The sequence below is a fragment of the Shewanella sp. TC10 genome (genome assembly GCF_009663145.1).
GTDB lineage: Bacteria > Pseudomonadota > Gammaproteobacteria > Enterobacterales > Shewanellaceae > Shewanella.
This window is the reverse complement of sequence record NZ_VKHR01000055.1, coordinates 1-19,737: the sequence shown is the minus strand read 5'-3', so window position 1 is coordinate 19,737 and position 19,737 is coordinate 1. Positions and strand designations below refer to the sequence as shown.

Annotated in this window: 15 protein-coding genes and 1 pseudogene; 11 read left to right on the top strand and 5 right to left on the bottom strand. The window is 40.4% G+C overall.

Annotated elements, in window-relative coordinates; all coding sequences use genetic code 11:
* Positions 1-114 precede the first annotated feature (114 nt).
* Positions 115-993: a LysR family transcriptional regulator gene (locus tag FNZ24_RS16755; protein WP_153915987.1), complete on the top strand. Its 879-nt coding sequence runs from the start codon at positions 115-117 to the stop codon at positions 991-993.
* A gap of 73 nt (positions 994-1,066) precedes the next feature.
* Here the strand turns inward: FNZ24_RS16755 and FNZ24_RS16750 are convergent, their stop codons facing one another.
* A complete protein-coding gene (locus tag FNZ24_RS16750; RefSeq protein ID WP_153915986.1) occupies positions 1,067-3,001 on the bottom strand; it encodes a B12-binding domain-containing radical SAM protein in 1,935 nt (644 codons plus the stop codon).
* A gap of 490 nt (positions 3,002-3,491) precedes the next feature.
* Positions 3,492-5,072, bottom strand: a complete 1,581-nt coding sequence (locus FNZ24_RS16745) for an isocitrate lyase (protein WP_153915985.1) — start codon at positions 5,070-5,072, stop codon at positions 3,492-3,494.
* Between the two features lie 110 nt (positions 5,073-5,182).
* On the opposite strand from FNZ24_RS16745, the gene FNZ24_RS16740 reads away from it, so the two are divergent.
* The 5 genes from FNZ24_RS16740 to FNZ24_RS16720 all read left to right on the top strand — a co-directional run bounded on the left by FNZ24_RS16740 (position 5,183) and on the right by FNZ24_RS16720 (position 11,004).
* Positions 5,183-6,133 carry a LysR family transcriptional regulator gene (locus tag FNZ24_RS16740; protein WP_153915984.1) on the top strand — a complete coding sequence of 317 codons (951 nt, stop codon included), beginning with the start codon at positions 5,183-5,185 and terminating at the stop codon, positions 6,131-6,133.
* A 246-nt stretch (positions 6,134-6,379) separates the two neighbouring features.
* Positions 6,380-8,551 carry a malate synthase G gene (locus FNZ24_RS16735; protein WP_153915983.1) on the top strand — a complete coding sequence of 724 codons (2,172 nt, stop codon included), beginning with the start codon at positions 6,380-6,382 and terminating at the stop codon, positions 8,549-8,551.
* Positions 8,552-8,882: 331 nt separating this feature from the next.
* Positions 8,883-9,173, top strand: a complete 291-nt coding sequence (locus tag FNZ24_RS16730; RefSeq protein ID WP_153915982.1) for a hypothetical protein — start codon at positions 8,883-8,885, stop codon at positions 9,171-9,173.
* On the top strand, positions 9,170-10,789 hold the full coding sequence (locus FNZ24_RS16725) for a PepSY-associated TM helix domain-containing protein (RefSeq protein WP_153915981.1): 1,620 nt from the start codon (positions 9,170-9,172) through the stop codon (positions 10,787-10,789). Before FNZ24_RS16730 ends, FNZ24_RS16725 begins: the two co-directional genes overlap by 4 nt.
* On the top strand, positions 10,786-11,004 hold the full coding sequence (locus FNZ24_RS16720) for a hypothetical protein (protein WP_153915980.1): 219 nt from the start codon (positions 10,786-10,788) through the stop codon (positions 11,002-11,004). Before FNZ24_RS16725 ends, FNZ24_RS16720 begins: the two co-directional genes overlap by 4 nt.
* Positions 11,005-11,250: 246 nt before the next feature.
* Here FNZ24_RS16720 and FNZ24_RS16715 read toward each other — a convergent pair whose 3' ends face one another.
* Positions 11,251-12,126: a LysR family transcriptional regulator gene (locus FNZ24_RS16715; protein WP_153915979.1), complete on the bottom strand. Its 876-nt coding sequence runs from the start codon at positions 12,124-12,126 to the stop codon at positions 11,251-11,253.
* Positions 12,127-12,231: 105 nt separating this feature from the next.
* Between FNZ24_RS16715 and FNZ24_RS16710 the strand changes: the two genes are divergently transcribed.
* Positions 12,232-14,124 carry an amidohydrolase gene (locus FNZ24_RS16710; protein ID WP_228768524.1) on the top strand — a complete coding sequence of 631 codons (1,893 nt, stop codon included), beginning with the start codon at positions 12,232-12,234 and terminating at the stop codon, positions 14,122-14,124.
* Between the two features lie 480 nt (positions 14,125-14,604).
* On the opposite strand, the gene FNZ24_RS16705 is transcribed toward FNZ24_RS16710, so the two are convergent.
* Positions 14,605-14,853: a hypothetical protein gene (locus tag FNZ24_RS16705; protein ID WP_153915978.1), complete on the bottom strand. Its 249-nt coding sequence runs from the start codon at positions 14,851-14,853 to the stop codon at positions 14,605-14,607.
* A gap of 366 nt (positions 14,854-15,219) precedes the next feature.
* On the opposite strand from FNZ24_RS16705, the gene FNZ24_RS16700 reads away from it, so the two are divergent.
* The 4 genes from FNZ24_RS16700 (at position 15,220) to FNZ24_RS16685 (ending at position 19,126) form a co-directional block, all read left to right on the top strand.
* A complete protein-coding gene (locus FNZ24_RS16700; protein WP_153915977.1) occupies positions 15,220-16,233 on the top strand; it encodes a DUF4365 domain-containing protein in 1,014 nt (337 codons plus the stop codon).
* 120 nt (positions 16,234-16,353) lie between these two features.
* Positions 16,354-17,814, top strand: a complete 1,461-nt coding sequence (locus FNZ24_RS16695; protein ID WP_153915976.1) for a hypothetical protein — start codon at positions 16,354-16,356, stop codon at positions 17,812-17,814.
* A 126-nt stretch (positions 17,815-17,940) separates the two neighbouring features.
* Positions 17,941-18,732, top strand: coding sequence for a hypothetical protein (locus FNZ24_RS16690; RefSeq protein WP_153915975.1), 792 nt, complete (start codon positions 17,941-17,943; stop codon positions 18,730-18,732).
* Positions 18,733-18,868: 136 nt separating this feature from the next.
* On the top strand, positions 18,869-19,126 hold the full coding sequence (locus FNZ24_RS16685; RefSeq protein ID WP_153915974.1) for a hypothetical protein: 258 nt from the start codon (positions 18,869-18,871) through the stop codon (positions 19,124-19,126).
* 224 nt (positions 19,127-19,350) lie between these two features.
* Here the strand turns inward: FNZ24_RS16685 and FNZ24_RS21505 are convergent.
* A pseudogene (locus FNZ24_RS21505) lies at positions 19,351-19,737 on the bottom strand (2OG-Fe(II) oxygenase); the annotation flags it as partial.

Here is a 19,737-nt window from a genome sequence, read left to right as displayed (position 1 = left end):
TGTATCTTAGGCAGGAATCAAAACAAGCGGAAACAAATGTTATTTGTAGGTGTTACAATTTTTTATTGTGAAGTGTTAGACTGCTACCATTATCAAGCTTTGAAAGTGGTTAGCATGAGTAAATTAGACCGTTTAGATATGAAACAACTTAGAGTGTTTCAGGCATTAATTCGTGAAGAGAACGCTTCTAAAGCTGCAAATCAGCTGGGGTTAACTCAGCAAGCAGTAAGCGAGCATTTGAAAAAACTACGAGACGTGTTTGATGACAGACTATTTGTGAGAAAGACCAATGGCTTTGTGCCAACTCCATTTGCGGAAGAACTCGCTGTAGGCGTAGATAGACTGCTTATAGATTTTAACTCGTTATTGTCAGCTAAAGACTTTTCACCAGAGAAGGCCAAAGGCACTTTCGTTATTGCTGCGACAGATTATGCTCAACAAATTATCTTACCTAGTTTAATTGCCAAAATAAGACAACAAGCTCCAAATTTAAAGCTGATCATTCGAGATTTCGAATTAGATAAACTACATGAGTTGATGGAAAGCGGCAAAGTTAACTTAGCGGTGGCATTTCCTGACTATATTCCTGAGAGCTACAAGGTCGTTAAATTATTTGAAGAGCATCATGTTTGCGTGACATCGACCCATTCATCGATAGCCCAATTAACGCCAACATTAGCTGAGGTGGCTGAATTTCCAACCATTATCGCTTCTCCATCAAGGCCTAATTTTAAAGGTTCAATCGATGAATGGTTCTCAACTTTTGGCTTAAAACGCAATGTAGTGGTGTCAGCTCCGTGTTTTTCTATTGTGCCAATGTATCTTAATACAACAGACTCAATTGCGTTTTTACCGTCTAGAGCGATCAAAGGGTTAGATGTTGTCACTATTGAGCTTGAAGAGTCACCAGATAGCTTTGATGTGATTGCAGCGTGGCATCCCAGATACAATGACGATCCATTGCAAAAGTGGCTTGTGAGTTTACTTGATTGATTCTAACGTTTTTTTGAAAAGTGAAACCAACAGAGCACATATTCAGGCTCTGTTTGTTTTCTTGTTGAGTTAACTATTCTTCGTTACTGGCTATAAAGTTATTAATTGCAGTTAAAATTAAATCTGGTTTCATTTTTGTTGGAGTGACTTTTTGGTTAAACCAAAAACTCATCGGCTGTTCAAAACCAATGCCGTGCATATAGTTATAAATTGCCTTTCTAAGCCCTTCACCTAACATCTGATGGTCCGTACCCGTTGGATCGGTAAAGTCCACGTCGTTTTCTGCAAACATGATATCAGGGCGCTCAGCGAGAGTAATTCCGAACTCCTCTGGATTCATGCCGATTGGACTATGCACTGTTGCGACAAAGCGATGCCAGTAAGCCGATTGGAAACAGCCTTGTGCCATCATCTGGCGCACCATTTCAAGGGAGTCAATGGTTTCTTGCTCTGTTTGTGTCGGGAAACCATACATCAAGTAGGCGTGTACTAAGATGCCTGCATCACTGAAAGCTTTAGTGACATGAGCTACACGTTCAACGCTCACGCCTTTTTTCATCAGTTTAAGTAAACGATCTGATGCGACTTCAAGTCCACCACTGACGGCAATACAGCCAGAATCTGCGAGTAATTGGCAGCGTGCTTGGCTAAATGTTCTTTCAAAACGAATGTTGCCCCACCAACTAATTACCACGTTACGTTCGATTAAGCGCTTTGCTAATGAAAAGAGCACCTTGGGTGGCAATGCTTCATCAACAAAATGAAACCCAGTTTCTCCAGTTTCTTCAATTAATTGCTCGATTCTATCAACTAATACGTCAGCGCCTGCGGCGTCGTAACGGTCGATATAATCTAAGCTGACATCGCAAAAGCTACATTTGCGCCAGTAACAACCATGGGCAATGGTTAGCTTGTTCCAGCGGCCATCACTCCAAATGCGATGCATAGGGTTAAGCATTTCACATAAAGATAAGTACTCGCCTAATGGCAGACCATCGTATATAGGCGCACCAACATCAGTTTGCGGTATATCGTGCAGCTCTTTGTTTTCATTAAAGTGGACGTAAGGCTGACCGTCTTCATCCTCTGCAAGAAAGTAAGTACGGACTAAATCGTCTATCTCGCGCTCACCTTGAAAGTATTCAAGTAGGGTGATTAACGGACGCTCGCCGTCATCTAGACAAATAAAGTCAATGAACTCAAATACCCGAGGATCTTTCAGCGCACGAAGCTCAGTATTGATAAACCCACCCCCAATGACGATAGGAAGCTCTGGGTTAATACTTTTACAGGTTTGCGCAATACGTAATGCGCCGAGCATATTGCCAGGAAAAGGCACAGTCAGCGCAACAACGCTTGGCTGAGTTTCTTCAAGATAATGCTCGACTAATTGCTCCAAAATATCAGAGCTGAAGCTAGGCTCGCCCATCAAGGTATCGTACAGATTATCAAAGCTTGGATTAGCCGCAGCTAACTGTTCGCCATAACGGCTGACTTCAAAGTAAGGATCAACGCCTTGGGTGATCACACTTGATAAATCATTGATAAATAGGGTGGCTAAGTATTTTGCTTTGTCTTGCACACCAAGATTACCAAAAGCGGCTTGCAACACGTCTCCTGAAACAGCTTCCATTTGCGATATAGCGTCAAATGCAGGCCCTTCAGGTAAAAAACGACGCGAGTTAATGCGCATAGCAAGGCTAGGATCTTTGCCCTGTAAAAAGCGAATAGCAGGCTCAACGGTGAGATGATAACGGTCAAACTCAGCTAAAAAGTTAAAAATAACTTCTGGTAGTTCATCATCTTCAAAGTGTTGGTAGTTTTCTTCTACATGCTGACGAATAATCTCAAGTGCAGGCGCTGTCATCATTTCTAAAAAAAGCTCAATCGCTGGATCTCGCTGCACCGCCTCATAACCTCTAGAGCGCAAGAAGCCAGTTAAATACGCCGTTGCCGGGTAGGGCGTATTTAGCTGAGTCATAGGTGGAGTCATAAGAAGAACGGTCATAACGTGCCTTTAAATAGAAAAACAAAAAGTAAGCTTGCGCTTTCAAGCAAAGCGGCAGTGATAAATCCACTTAGCTAAAGATTCAGCTGTTAAATTGCGGCTGAAAAATAAAAAAGGATTCTATCAAATGAAGTCAATAAAAACCCGTAAATTAGCTGGATATGAAGTTTAATGTTTTAGCAGCATACAAGGAGTAAGGCCATTGTCGTAATTCGAAGTGAGTGATGATGAGTACAAGTGAAACAAGGGAGTCACACATAAGCTGAAATTAAAGCAATCAGCCAGAACGGTTCTTACAGCATTAAAACCTTAACTCATGAACATTAGCTGGTATGGGGAAACAGGCTTGGAATATTGCAAACTTCCAAATCATTTTTTAAACCAAATAAAAAGGCCTACGTACTCGTAGGCCTTTAATGTTCAATTTAGCTATCAGTTTTAGCTGTATTTGTTAGTCACTGTAAGTGCAGTGAATAAACAATTTTACTCATTAAAACTGGTTCATCGTGTTGTCTTTACCTGATGCTTTCAGCGCTTGGTCGCCAGAGAAGTATTCTTTATGAGCATCACCCATATCAGAACCTGCCATGTTTTGATGTTTAACACAGGCAATACCTTGACGGATTTCCTTACGTTGAACATTAGCAACATAACCCAGCATACCTTGGTCACCGAAGTACTCTTTAGCCAAGTTATCAGTTGATAGAGCGGCAGTATGGTATGTCGGCAGTGTAATAAGGTGATGGAAAATACCTGCTTCACGAGCAGCATCTGCTTGGAAGGTACGGATTTTTTCATCAGCTTGAATCGCTAGCTCAGAGCTATCGTAATCAACACTCATTAATTGGTCACGGTTATACGCTGAAACGTCTTGTCCTGCTTCTTGCATCGCATCAAATACTTGCTGACGGAAGTTAAGCGTCCAGTTAAACGATGGTGAGTTGTTATAGACCAGTTTAGCATTCGGTATTACTTTGCGAATTTCGTTCACCATGCCGCCGATTTGAGATACATGTGGCTTTTCAGTTTCAATCCACAATAAATCAGCACCATTTTGTAAAGACGTAATACAGTCAAGCACACAACGTTCTTCACCTGTACCTGCACGGAACTTAAATAAACCATTAGGAAGACGAGCAGGTTTTACAAGTTGTCCGTCTTGTTGGAATACCACATCACCGTTTGCAAGTTTTGCAGCATCAACCGCTTCAACTTCGAGGAATGAGTTGTATTGCTCGCCTAAATCGCCAGCTTCATTGGTTACGGCAATCTTTTGAGTCAGACCTGCACCTAATGAATCGGTACGGGCAACAATAACACCGTCATCAATACCAAGTTCTAGGAAGGCATAACGAACAGCATTAATTTTTGCTAAGAACTCAACATGTGGCACAGTCACTTTACCGTCTTGGTGTCCACATTGTTTAACATCAGATACTTGGTTTTCTAACTGGATACAACAAGCACCTGCTTCAATCATTTGTTTTGCCATCAGGTAGGTAGCTTCTTCGTTACCAAAACCTGCATCAATATCAGCGATGATTGGTACTACGTGAGTTTCGAAGTTATCAATTTTATCTTGAATAGCGACTTTTTCTGACTCACTAGCGTTGTCTAAGTCGCGGAATAAGCCACCAAGCTCACGTGCATCAGCTTGACGTAAGAAGGTGTAAAGCTCTTTAATTAACGACGCGACAGAAGTTTTTTCATGCATCGATTGATCTGGCAATGGTCCAAACTCACTGCGTAATGCTGCAACCATCCAACCTGAAAGGTAAAGGTAACGACGCTTAGTGGTTAATAGATGCTTCTTAATAGAAATCATTTTTTGTTGGCCAATAAAACCATGCCAGCAACCTAGAGATTGGGTATATTGCGACGAATCTTTATCATAGTTATCCATGTCTTCGCGCATAATCTTGGCAGTATACTTTGCGATGTCTAACCCAGTTTTAAAACGATTCTGTAGACGCATACGAGCGACTGATTCTGGGTTGATGGCATTCCATGCACTACCTTCTTGGTTAATCAAGGTAGCAGCTTCATCAATATTACTTCTGTAGTTAGTCATGTGTATATTCCTTTAACAAATAGATTAGCGGCGATTGATTACGTTGAAAATAATAGTTAGATTTGCTTAAATAAGTCTAATTTATACTTATTATTTTCGGTATTCATAATATGAATGTATCTCGTATCGACTTGAACCTCCTTGTGTATTTAGATGTTTTACTGCGTGAAAGGAATGTGACTAAAGCAGCTGACCAGCTCGGGATTAGTCAGCCTGCAATGAGTAATGGCCTAAAACGCTTAAGAACCTTGTTTGATGATCCTTTATTAATTAGAACTAGCCAGGGGATGACGCCGACAGAGCGCGCACAAGAACTGCAACCCACGATTAGTGAGTTGATTATTGGATTGGAAAAAGCCGTACAGCCACGAGCCCAATTTGATGCTTTAGAAAGTGAACAAGTCTTCCGTGTAATGGCAAGTGATTATGCTGAAGCGACGTTAATCCCTCCGTTAATTGCAAAGCTTCGCACTGAAGCGCCAAATATCATCTTAGATATCATGACCCCAAGTGATGTGAGTTTCACTGATGTAGAACAAGGAAAAGTTGATATGGTGATTAACCGTTTTGACAGTATTCCGCAGTCATTTCATCAAAAGGTTTTATGGAGTGATGACTTTAGTTGTTTGATAAGTAAAACAAATCCTGTTTTGGAAAAGTTTTCTTTAGACAGTTATTTGCAAGCTAAGCACGTTTGGGTCAGTAAAACGGGCATGGGTGTTGGTGTGGGGATGGATCCTGATGACGTTCAGCGTTTAGGTTGGGTTGACGAAGCCTTAACTCGAATAGGAGTGAAACGCCAAATCACTGTATTTACTCGTCATTATCAAGCTGCCTGTTTGTTGGCAGAACAACAAGATTTGATCGCAACCATACCAAGTAAGATGGCTCGTCAGCATGATAATAATAACCGAGTTAGCATCGTTCCACCGCCATTTGTCATCCAACCTATTGCGCTAACAATGGCTTGGAGCCCTTTGCTACAGCACAATCCAGCACATAAATGGATGCGTCAACTCATCACAAAAACTGCTGATGAAATTAATCGCGGTAGTGTTTAGCTGAAGCTTTAGTTCGTTTTTTAATTACTTTACTGTCGAAAATTAACAACAAAATAACAATTTACATAGCTTTGGTGAATAGTGGTAATAACAAGTATAAATTGGATAAATGACGCTTGTTTGATATAGGGTAAAGTTTTGCTGAAAATTAACATTAAGCTGATAGTAGCGGTGAAATGAGTATTGAGCTTGCTATTGGCATGGTTTTACAGTCAAGCGCACTGGAATGATAAGTAGGGATATAAAATGACAGCACGTATTCAAGTAGGTGGATTACAGATAGCAGAACAGTTATGGCACCTTATCGACAGCGAGGTTTGCCCTAATACTGGAATAAGTTCAGCTGAGTTTTGGGCAAGCTTTGAAGATATTGTGACTCAATTTGCACCCGTTAATATGAAGTTGCTTGAAAAAAGAGAACAACTGCAGAAGCAAATTGATCAATGGCATACTGCAAACTCTGCAACAAATTTTAATCCTACTCAATACAAAGTTTTTTTATCTGATATTGGTTATCTGGTCCCTGAAGGAGATGCTTTTCAGGTGAGTACCGAAAATGTCGATCATGAGATTGCAGCGCAAGCTGGCCCTCAACTAGTCGTGCCGGTAAAAAATGCTCGCTTTGCGCTGAATGCAGCCAATGCTCGTTGGGGCAGCTTATATGATGCGCTTTATGGCACAGATGCAATATCTGAATTAGATGGGGCAGAGCGAACAAAACAGTATAACCCTGTCAGAGGTAGCAAAGTCATCGCTTTCGCCAAGCAACATTTAGATACTGCTGCGCCATTAGTGACAGGGAGTCATGCTGATGCTGTAAGTTACTTTATAGAAGCAGACATATTACAAGTGCAGTTAGCCGGTGGCGACATTACCACTTTAGCCGAAGCTGAAAAGTTTGTTGGTTACCAAGGCCAAGTTGATAAGCCAAGTGCCATTTTACTGGTTAATAATGGCCTGCATATCGAAATTCAAATTGATCCAAACAGTGTCGTTGGTGCAAGTGATAATGCAGGCGTTAAAGACTTACTTGTTGAAGCTGCTGTTACCACCATTATGGACTGTGAAGATTCTGTCGCTGCGGTAGATGCTGAAGATAAAGTAGAAGTTTATCGAAATTGGCTAGGGTTAATGAACGGCACTTTATCAGCATCACTCATTAAAAACGGTAAAGAGATCGTCAGACAGCTCAATGATGACCGCGTATATAAGGCAACTAAAGGTCAGACAGTAACATTACCTGGCAGAAGTTTGTTGTTTGTCCGTAATGTTGGTCACTTAATGACAATTGATGCTGTGTTAGATAAAGAAGGTAATGAAGTTCCTGAAGGCTTACTGGATGGCATGGTCACCGTGCTTGCTGCAATTCATGACATCAAAGGAAACAATAATGGCCGCAGTAATAGCCGTAAAGGTTCAGTAAATATTGTAAAGCCTAAAATGCATGGCCCAGAAGAAGTACAGTTTACCTGTGACTTATTTGCTGCGATAGAAGATGCGCTGAAGCTGGCTAGAAATACCATTAAAGTCGGTATTATGGATGAAGAGCGCAGAACCACATTAAACTTGAAAGAGTGTATAAGAGTAGCCCAAGAACGTGTGGTATTTATCAATACTGGCTTTCTTGATAGAACTGGCGATGAGCTTCATACCTCTATGTTAGCAGGTGCATTTGTACCAAAATCTGTTATGAAACAACAGAAATGGATTGGCGCTTACGAAGATTGGAATGTCGATATCGGGCTTGAATGCGGCTTACAAGGTCGAGCTCAAATCGGTAAAGGTATGTGGCCTATGCCAGATGAAATGGCGTCGATGCTTGAGCAAAAATTATCACACCCAAAAGCTGGTGCTAATACAGCGTGGGTTCCATCGCCTAATGGCGCCGTACTTCATTCAACCCATTATCATCAGATTAATGTGGGTCAAGTTCAGCAACAAATCAAACAACGCAAGCGCGCGAGCATCGACGACTTGCTGACGATTCCTTTACTTGAAGAAGGAACAAATCTTACCAATGAGCAAATCACCTTTGAACTTGAAAATAATGCTCAGGGCATTTTAGGTTACGTTGTGCGCTGGATTGATCAAGGTGTGGGCTGCTCAAAGGTACCTGATATTAATAATGTCGGATTGATGGAAGACCGAGCGACATTAAGGATTTCATCGCAGTATTTAACCAACTGGCTTGAGCATGGTTTATGCACTGAAGAACAAGTTCTAGCGGCGCTGAAAAAAATGGCAGCAGTGGTGGACAGCCAAAACTCAGGTGATCCTCAATACATCAATATGGCACCTAACTTTGATGGTATCGCCTTTAAAGCGGCATCTGATTTGATTTTCAAAGGTAAAACACAACCCTCTGGATATACTGAACCTTTACTACACGCATACAGAATTAAAGCAAAGGCGAGTTAATTATATAAAAGATTAACTCTTTGTTTTATCAAGAAATGAAGCCCTCACTTTAAAAGATGAGGGCTTTTTGCTATTGGTTTTCCGCTTATGTTTTTTGACAGTATTCGGGACTGTATTAGGGGCAGTATTCGGGACTGTATTAGGGGCAGTATTCGAGACGATTTTTAAAAGAACAACCTCAGTCAGTTTATATAACTAACTCTAGATTAAATCATATTCTAAATAATAGTAATTATCGTTATCATTCTTTTTAATGTTTGTTGTATATGTTAGAGTTTTGCAACATTTTAGTTTGATTTAATCAGTTCAAGACTCTACTGGCACACTCATTATGATTAAAAAATCCACTTTCTCTGCGACCAAATGCCGTCATTTAATGGCAATTGTATTTGCATTAGTTACAGCCACAGTCATGATCCCCGGCATGACCGTCTATCTACCGCTTTCCTTTGAAGAACAAATCTTATTACCTATTTTATTGTTTCCATTTATCTGGTGCGGGTTATTTATTTACTGTTATATGTCAGAAAAAGCCTGGCAACCTTTATTACTTATGTCTGCTTTAACCATAAGCCATGGCGCTTTGAGTTATATGGCTCTGACTCAGGGAGGCGCAGCATGAAAAGCTTAACGATTAAGAAGTTATTTCAGATGCACAGCTGGGTTGGGATTTTGACTGGGATCTTGCTATTTATTGTCGCTTTTACAGGGGCTTTAGCTGTGTTTGCAAGGCCTGAACTCATTATATGGTCTAACGCCACAAACAGTGAAGTCCCGCAAGATGTCGCGCCGCAACAAGTGGAGCGATTAGTTAATCAATACAGCGAGAGGGTACCAGAGGCATTTACTGAGAACATTCACATCTATATGGCCACAGGCCACAATACCACTGAACTTACTTTGGTGTTTGAATCTCATCACGGTGACGACAATTATGATGTTCCGGTTGTGTATGCCTTTGAAATCAACAGTAACACGCTTGTTTTAGAGCGTGATTTTTATGGTGTGAGTAAAGAATATTATCAAGGTAGAAAAGACACTGCGGGTGCTTTTATCAGCCACTTTCATGCTGACTTGCATCTTGGGAGACCTGTGGGGCTTATTCTGACCGGCTTTATGGGATTAACCTTGATGATTTCGGTTATCACTGGGCTTTATATTCACCGAGATATGTTTAAACAGTTATTCACTTTCAGGCGGAAGAAAAGTTTTAGCATTGTCACCAGCGATGCTCACAAACTATTTGGTCTTTGGGGGAGTATTTTTCACTTGGTGATAGGGTTTACAGGAGCATTTTTAGGCTTAGCAACAGTTATTCTTCTACCAGCTGCTGCATACGTTAGCTTTAATGGCGATCAAGATAAATTGGTCGAAACCTTCACAGCAATGCCTGAGCCAGTTATTAGCCAACAATATCAACCTACCGAAATCGCTAACATCATGACCAGTATTACTCAGCGTGATGATAAAGCGACATTGCTTGATTTAACGGTAATGGCATTCAATGATGAAAACGCCAAAGTTTACGCCCGTATGATGGGCGGTGAAAACTTTGCTTCAGAATTGCTTGAATACCAAGGTAACGGAGACTTTTCAAAATCCATGACCAGCTTTGGTGACATTGGTGGTTGGGCGATCATTATTATTGAGTGGCTATTCCCACTGCATTTCGGCAATTTTGCAGGTGTGTTTGTCAAAATATTGTGGGGATTACTTGGGCTAACCACAGCGCTTATTCCGCTATCAGGTGTGATGATGTGGCTAGCTAAACGTAGCCGAGGCAATAACAGTGATTTGTCTGTTGTTGCTTATCAACGTTGGAACAGACTTATTATTGGCTCTTGCGGTGGCATTGTTCTCGCCTGTGCGGTGATGTTTCCTGCTCAAGTTATCCTTAATGCCAGTGTTCATGGCGTTGCTCAAAACACTTGGTTTGCGCCGTTATTTTTCGGCAGTTGGCTTGCTTGGCTAGTGTTGTGCTTATTACCTATCAATTACCGTAGTTTATTGCGAGTAAACTTGGTGATTGTTGCATTGGCATTGCTGGCGATTGTTCCTTTAAAAGTTTTTACCATTGATGGATATTTAGGTTTTGTTTTTGCTGAGCACTACCGTTTAGTCGCCAGTATTGATCTGGTGTTCTTATTACTCGGCGGGCTTGGTTGTTACGCTGTAACCAAACTGAACAAACAGCCATCAGGTGCCATTGAGCAGCAGTTAAACGAGGAAATCGCATGATTCTTTTCAGCTTTATTTTGGTTTTACTCGGGGTATATGTCAGCAAATATAGTCAAGGTCCGATGCCAGTTAAGCTTTGCATAATGGCTATTATGCTGATTGTTTCCTTATTCATTATGACCCCGTTAATTGGCATGGCTGCAGCGATTGTGGCGCTTATTGCCAGCTTATTACTGGCAGGTATTGTGGTAGCAATGGTAGTTAAACGAAGCTAGTTTCTGGTGGTGAATGTGTGAATGACCAAGCTAGAGGTGGGTGGGAGTGTGTTAGGAGTCAACAAATTCACTGTTGCTTAATTGCGGCTTGCTTAATTGTGGCTTGGTTAATTGCGACTTGCTTGTATACGGGAAGCTCTGTATCTCAGGGAGTATACAGGAATCTGTGTATCTCAGGGAGATAGTGCTGCAATCGAAAACCTTGCTATTAGTTTCTTTATATTTTATTTAAACACTAGATTGAAGTCACATACTAGAGTTAATGATATCTATTATGGCATCAGTAATTTCTGATTGAGAAGTGGCTGATGCGTAATAAAGCGAGTAGCCAACATCGATTGATGACAGTACTTCTTTGATGTTTAGTTGGGTTAGTTTTCCTTCATTGAATGCTTTTTCAGCTTGGCTGTCAGTCAACATTGCCCAGCCGTCAGATTCAAGTAATTTTAGTGCAGTCGTCAGACTTGATATCTTCCTAACATCGTAAGCCACAGTATAGAGCTCTCGATTATTTTGGTGCTGCTCTTCTAAAATGTATTGTTTGTGCGAGCGCAGCTCACTGAGGCTAAGAACACCATCTTTTGTTAGCGGATGATTAGGGTGGCAGTATACATTGAGTTTATAGCTGCCAAGGTTGACGAAGCTCAACTCATACTCAGGCGTGTTTGAAAGCCTATTTTGCAGAATAGAGATTTTGGCATTGTCATTCATGACCTCATTTAAAATGAAATCCCGATTGCCTACCAGCCAGTGAACCTTTAACAATGGATAGCGTTTACTCAGCCCGTTTTCAATCGCCGCTATCAAGTCAATTGGGGTTGAAAGTTCGTGATAAATTGTAAGCTCACTCATGGTGTTTGGTTGGGTGTTAAGTAAGCTTTGATTTAATAGCTTAGCACTCGCGATAATGAGCTTTGCTTGAGAATAAATCTGTTCCCCAACAGGAGTTGGTAAAATCTTTTTTCCCGAAACGGTTACAAGCTGCAGATTGTAAGTATCCTCAATGGCCTTTACATGCTCGCGGATGGTTGTTCTTTCTTTGTTTAAACTCCTAGATGCTTGGCTATAGCTCGACATTTCAACTGTGCAACAAAATGCGTGAAGCTGGTCTAAAGTAAACATGTTTCAACCTGAATGTATGGGACTCCCTTGCATAATGCGTTATTTAGTTTGGCTGTGCAATGCTATGTTAGGAGGGATTTGATAATAAACTGTGAGGGTTTACCAGTGAAAAACATCAACAAAGCAGGTTTAGGCATGTTAGTGGCTATGCTTTTGGGCTGTACTTCTGACACCGCAAGCAATGCGGTGAATATAGCAAGTCATGCTCCAGTGACCATTTATAAAGCTGGCACCTTAATAACACTGGCACAAGATGACGATGGGTCTTCAAATGCCGTCGCGGTTCAAGATGGAAAAATTATATCTGTTGGTGAACTAGACACTGTAAAAGCACAATTTAACCATCATAGTTCAGTGAGTGTTGATACATCTTTTGAAGATCGTGTGATGATGCCAGGATTTGTCGAACCACATATTCACCTGTGGTTAAGTGCTATTTTGATGGGGACAGAATTCATCACCCCTTCTGATTGGGCTCTTCCCCATGGGTATAGTAAAGGCGTGCAATCAGCTCAAGATTATAATAAACGTCTTATTGAAGTTGAGGCTAAGCATGATGCAGACAAGCCCTTAGTGACTTGGGGTTATCATCAATACTTCCATGGACAAGAAATGAATCGAGAATTCTTAGACTCGGTTTCTGATACTCGTCCAATCATTGTATGGCATCGTAGTTTTCACGAACTGTATTTTAATACCGCAGCAATAAAAATGTTTGGTTGGCAAGAAAGCGACTGGACAGGGGAAGGGCTAGCATTTGAACAAATGGATTGGAATAAGGGTCATGTATTTGAAAATGGCGGCAAGGTTCTACTGCCTGAGATAATGGCCTACCTCGTGGATAATGGGCTCTTTGCTATCGGTATGGAGCGAACTAAAGATTATGTGCATGCTGGAGGGATCACCACAGCTGTAGATCCTGGTGTTATTGCGACTAAAGATATGTATGACCAGATGGTTTCGGTGTTAATGGACGGTGACATGCCAATGGATTATTGGCTAATCCCTGCGGGTAACTTCACTTATACCATGGGGGGATTTGATGCTACTAAAGGTAAGGAAATAGCTGAAAGCCAGCGTGAACTCTACCAAGAGCAAGAGCAAATCCGTTGGCTGCCAAAGCACATAAAGCTGTTTTCTGACGGCGCTATGTATAGTCAATTAATGCAGTTAAAGGATGGTTACTTGGATGGTCGTCAAGGCGAGTGGATGCAACCTCCAGAGCAATTAGAGGATAGCATGCGACCTTATTGGAAAGATGATTACACTATCATTGTTCATGCCAATGGAGATCTGGGTTTTGAAGCTGCTATTGATGTGGTAGAAACACTTGCTAAAGAACAACCCCGTGAAGATCACCGTACCGGTTTTCATCATCTAGGTATTACTGATAAATCCGATATATCACGTGCCGTTGAACAAGGCTCTAACTTTAGCGTCAATCCCTATTACACGCATATTCTAGCCGAGAACTACTCAGAAAATGGTGTTGGTAAAGACAGAGCTGAAGTGATGGCAAGAGGACAGTCAATCATTGAACAGGGCGGTTTACTTTCATTGCATTCCGATGCTCCTATGGCGCCAGCTCAGCCTCTATCTATGGTTTGGGCGGCGGTCAATCGGATAGGTCTTTCTGGTACTCGTGTCATGGGAGCCCAAGAGCGTATTTCAGTCGATGAGGCGCTAAGGGCGATAACAATTAACGCTGCTTATACCGCTCGTTTAGAGAATGAAATTGGCACGATAGAGGTAGGTAAATACGCCGACTTTGCGGTACTTGATGCTAACCCATATAAAATAGATCCTAAGGAGCTCAATACCATCGAAGTCGATGCAACAATATATCGTGGCAGCGTATATCCAGTTGCGAAAAGTGGTCTTGGCATGCAGATGACCATGAATACTCAACGAGCGATGATGTTGGCGGGGCACGAGCATGATCACGGCGAAGACCATGATGTTTGTAGTATGAGTCTGTTTCTTCAGAACGCGATGTAAAGTCGTTAATTAGAGACTAGGGCGCTAGCATGTTTATGCCTCAAAGCTTGTTAGCAGCTTTAGTCAGCTAATGATTTCTATATTTGGATAAAAATCTAAATCAAAGTCTAAATCAAAGTCGTGGCGCTTCGCCCACACCTGATTCAAATCGTAAATTCCTTTCTGTATTTCCAAACTCCGTTTGGATTAAGGTCGTGGGTTTTCCACCCACACCCGACCAAGAGGGTATCAACAGCAATACCCTCTTGGATCACCTTGCCGCCCCTATCGAAAAATGCTGAAAAGCGCATATTTTCAACGGGGATTGCTCCAGCTTTCTACCTCGCTTGTAGACTACTTCGGACTTATTCGAAAATGCTAACGCTTCCGATGGGCCGTCCATGGCCCGACGAAAGCTAGCCTGACGTCCTGTCAGGCTCACGCTATTTTCTCTGCGTCCTCAATTCAATTTAATCTTCTAGCTAATTAGAACTAGATATTTTAGTTCTTTAAATTGACATAAATAGAGTTAATTCGAAGAGATGAAAATTCCGGTGTAAGCACGGCTGTGACCGTCCATGACATGGACGTCATGGTCGAGCTTTCAGGGATGAACTTGCAGCGTGTCACAGTCGTGCTTGCACGATAGCCTGCGGCAGGCAATAGATTAGATTGAAGTGATGCTCTTAAGTAATTGAGCCAATATAGATGAAGTACAACACATAAACGGATAACTCGTTTTTGCCCCAAAGCTTGTTAGCCTTTTATATACCTGTGTTTATATACAGTTATATGTAAAAGGCTGCAATTGATAGCATTTGCTTCTCGTTATGTAAAAGCAAAAATTCTCGGATTCACTAATCAAACAACTCTATGCCGTTGAAAAATAAATATTTTACTCTGCGAGAGGTTTACATAACGACCCAAGTTAATTCTCGGTTATCTCAATTCTCGGTTTTATCCAGTATTTAGTCGATTGATTTAAATTTTGATGGCTGTTAAGTTATTAAAATTATTAATAAATTAAGCTGAAAAGTGATTGAGTGTTGGTAAGTAACCTAGGGGTGTTTATCGGAATTCTCGCTAATAAGCTGTTAACCCCTAAAGGAGAGAGACGTGATCGTAGTGGGAGAGACTGACTCCTTTGAAAGAAAGTATATGGAGAAATTCAGAGCATTTGCTTCTGAGTATGGAGAGTTCATCAACTATGAACATGATCGAGGTGCTAGAGATATTGGAATGCACCTTACACGTAAACTTTCTTCGGGGAAAGAACAGCTGACTAGCGCTCTCGTATGGTTTCAAATGAAAGGTAAAATGGCAAAAACCATTTCATTAGAAGACTATGAGAAAAGCGAGGAAGTAAAAATATCATTATCAGTTAACCACCTTCGATATTGGTTTTTACAACCAATGCCGACTTATCTTGTTCTTTTTATTGAATCAGCGGAAGAATTCTTAATTCTTAACATCTCTGAGTACGTAAAAAATACTTGGGGCAGAGAAATTCTTACGCTAAACCAAGAGACTGCAACAATTAATGTTCCCACGGACAGCAAGCTAGATTCACAGGCATTTCGTCTTATTTTGCAAGAAAACGACATCAAAGAATGGAAGAAAGCTCTTGGGGACGAAAACGAACATGTGGATGTCTGCTATCGAGACTACGACCTAATTTGGCACTTAGCAACAGCTGAGAGCAGAGCGGTATCTCATAAGTTAGAGTTTTGGGATTGGCAAAGCAAGACTAGAAGCCAGCTCTATATTTATGAAGAAAGTGAAACTGAAAAAGTGGTCCTTAGGGAACATTGGCAGTACATGATGAGCATTGAACAATTAGAGGATGCATATCCTTATATAGAGTTTTTTGTAGATCAAGATGCTCAAGATTGGTGGGCTGATGAAGATGATAACGAAGTTCCTGATGTAGTGTTATCAAATGGAGATGTCATGTCTGGTGTTAATGCCGCTTACGAGTATTTTGCATACGAGTGTGGAATTCGCTTGAATGACATAGGCCTGCAAATGTTTGAGTGGATTAAGTTTATGTCGGAGATTGGCTTGATTGAAATAAAACCAGGTAAAAGTGAATTTGTAAGTTTTGCTCCTTGGCATAGTAGATCTGTGTAATAGGTTAACAAGGCGCTGCTGTCGGACAAATTCTCCGCTGCGCTCTAAATTTGCCGCAGAGCGCGGCGTTATATGCCAGTGTTACCCGATACTTTCGGTATCAATAAATAAGGAAATAAAATGAGTCGTTGGACTGAACAATTCGAAAACCATCCCTTTCAGGCTAGCTGGAAAGGCATTCTTGAAGCAGTAGAAGAAGTTACTATTGATGATGAAACGATTGTTACAAGTGTTGAAGAAATCGCAAGACTAAATAAAGTTGTAACATACTTAAATGGGTTGCTTAAATCTTGTGATCCAGAATTAATTCCTATTTCTATATGGCAGAACTTCCATACTCAATCAAACTCTTGCTTGCAACAAATAAATAGTTATAACAGCAATAGAAATATTGGTCACATAATTAATGCAAACAATCACTTGGATAACTTGTTAACATATATCAGACCATATCAAGTAGTTGCTGGTAAAGCTGCTCAATCTGCTAGCGCTTCATTTGTTGCTTATACAAAAACAATAAATTCAAATATTACTTCGTTTCAAAAAGAAGCCAGCGCACTTTTGATTGAAATTAATCAATTTAAAAATGTAGCTGAAAATGAGGCTGCAGAATCCGAGGCAGCAAACACTCGAATAAAAGAATTAGAAACAAGCTATTTTGATAATGCTGAAGACGAAAGCCTAGCTACTAGAATTAATAGATTTGAAGAAAAACTTGAAGAAAACTATGTGAAAATTCAAAGGTACAAAGCTGAGTTGCTAGATGGTGACTCAGACAATGAATCTATCTCAACAGAAATCAATAACGCTCTTGAACTCGCAGAAACAGATTCTGAAAATATTAAAGAATTACTCAATGATGTTAAAAATAAACTGACAGACTTTAAGCAATATCACACAGTTGTTTTTGGTGTGAAAAATGATGAGGGAAGCTTTGAGGGTGGTTTAAAATCTGAAATTATCGCACGAGAGAAACATTTAGAAGAATTTAAGAAGCAACAAGAGTTAAAATACAAAACTTTAAATAATGAAATTGAAAGCTTACTGCCAGGTGCAACAAGTGCTGGCTTAGCTACCGCTTATCACGAGCTTAAAGAGTCTTTTAACGCCCCGATTAAAACGTATTCTAAATTATTTTATAGCTCGATAACTGCTCTAGTTTTGGTAGCGTTTTTATCAATAACCAAAGAGGTAGGCTGGTTCTTTATTAAGTTCGTAGAAGTAACTGACCTTAGTAAACTTGTTTCGAATATTTTGTATAAGTTACCTATTGTCCTTCCTGTTCTATGGCTGACTATATTTGCATCGAAAAGAAGAAGTGAGACACAAAGGTTACAACAAGAATATGCTCACAAAGAGGCGTTGGCTAAGTCATACCAAAATTTCAAAATGCAAATTGAAGCGTTAGAACAATCAGACCCAGCATTAATGAATAAGCTCTTAAGCTCCGCTATTGATGCTGTATCTAAAAATGCTTCTGACACATTGGATAAAAAACACGGTGACAAAACTCCTATGAATGAAGGTGTTGAAGGTTTTTTAAGTTCATTAGAACGAGCAAAAAAAGCTGTTACTTCATAGGCATATAACAAGTTGCTTAAACGGAAACAAACAGCTGGCTGTGCTTCGTTCCTCGCTATTATAGCCAGCCTTTTAGTCGCTTAGCAAAGCGTTATATGCATTACCAGTTTATAAACAAGAGTTATTATGAATCCAATAGATAAAATTACTGAACCTACATTTACAAACTCGTCGAAAGGGTTGCTTACCCTTTTTTGCATAGGTTTAGTCCATACCGTAATTGGCGTTGATTTAACCAGTACAGAAATAGCTATTCCTTGGTTTCCATCTATCAACTTTCCAAATCCAGAACGAATAACATATTTGTATTGGGGACTTGTAGTATTTGCAATGTATCGCTATACGCTTTACCACCTCCACATAATCAGAAATGGATATTGCAGAGCGTTAATGATGTTCCTGAATTCAAGTTCTTTAGGAAAAAATTTCATAGATAAGAATGTGTTTTCAGATGGTATAACTCATCAAGTCTCATTTGAAGATGACGGAGAGTCAGCCCCTACTATAAAAATCCAACACTATACATATGATGGAGATCCAGAGGCCCCTACCCAAGATGATAATGGTTGGGATTTAGCTGCTTCTGTTGAGTTTGTATTCACTGATGAATATGCACTAGAAAAAATAACATTTTCTGAAAACCCAACGTATGATTTTGAAGAAATGGCTTTAAAAAAGCCTGAAGTTCGGGAATCTTGGGGGCTAAAAGAGTTTATTTATGATGATCATTCCTCAACCTTCAAATCTGCAAAGATTAATGATTTCAAGCTGAGATACGGACTTAGGTTTAACGTACTTCGTAACTACTTAAAAATACTGATGAGTAGTAAAGATGAATTCGATTTGTTGGTGCCATTGCTTCTAAATCTCACATTGCTCGTATTATGGTTAGCTGGTTTGTTACTTAATTCATTCTAGCTGGTAGCTAGGATTGAAAATCATGCATATAACAAAGCAATTAAGTCGGATTCCATACGCGTACCGACTCCCTACGCTCAAACATAGCACGCGTATGTCACCGCTTAACGCGGTGTTATAAGCCACGGAGGCATAGGTGGAATTTAATTATTGGTACATTACTTTAGCAATTATAATTTTAATAAATTTAGCTGCTTCCATATATTTAGTAAAACGAGATGATTTAGAGCAATTCCAAAAAGTAGCTCAAATAATTTTGGTTTGGTTAATTCCTTTGGTTGCCGCAGTTGGCTTGTGGGCATTTAATCGTTCTCAAGATATGCCTGTTAGCTCATCTAAATCCTTCGGTGGTGGCGTAAATAAAAATACAGACATCACAGGTACTGGTGATTAACTGGCTTATTACAAGAGATTATGGTTACTCTAATCTTTAAAGTCTCTAAATCTTCTACATCGTTCCTGTCCAGATATGAGCCAGACACAATGTATTCTGCAGTTCAAGTGGAGGTTGAGGCTGGCTTTAAAGGCTTGGTGATATAGAGTCATTGTTTGCCTCCCCCATGATGAGGAGGCAATGGTGGTTCAATGTATTCAAGCGTTTAAACCTTAGAATGAGGTTTAAAATGGCGCATAGCTATCCGCTGCAGCTGAAGGTACTGTCCAGCGAGTTTGAGCATCTTGATTGTTACTTGGTGCATTTCTCATTGGTATATATCCATTGTCGCCATACAGCCAAAGTACGATGTTAGAACGTTCTCCGCTGATTATTGGTTGCGCGGCATGAGGAACATGGCCTCGATGGATTAACGCTGTGCCTGGCTCAAAACGCTGCTCAACCAATTTACCTGTACTTTGATCGTAGAAGTTAACTCCTGAGCCAGAATAATCCTCACCTGGTAAGTTAAGATTAATATTAAGCGTTACCGAGGATGCATCTGAATGCATACGTAGTGAAGTATCTTTATTCGCTTCGTATCGGATTGAGAACCCAAACATTTGGGTTCT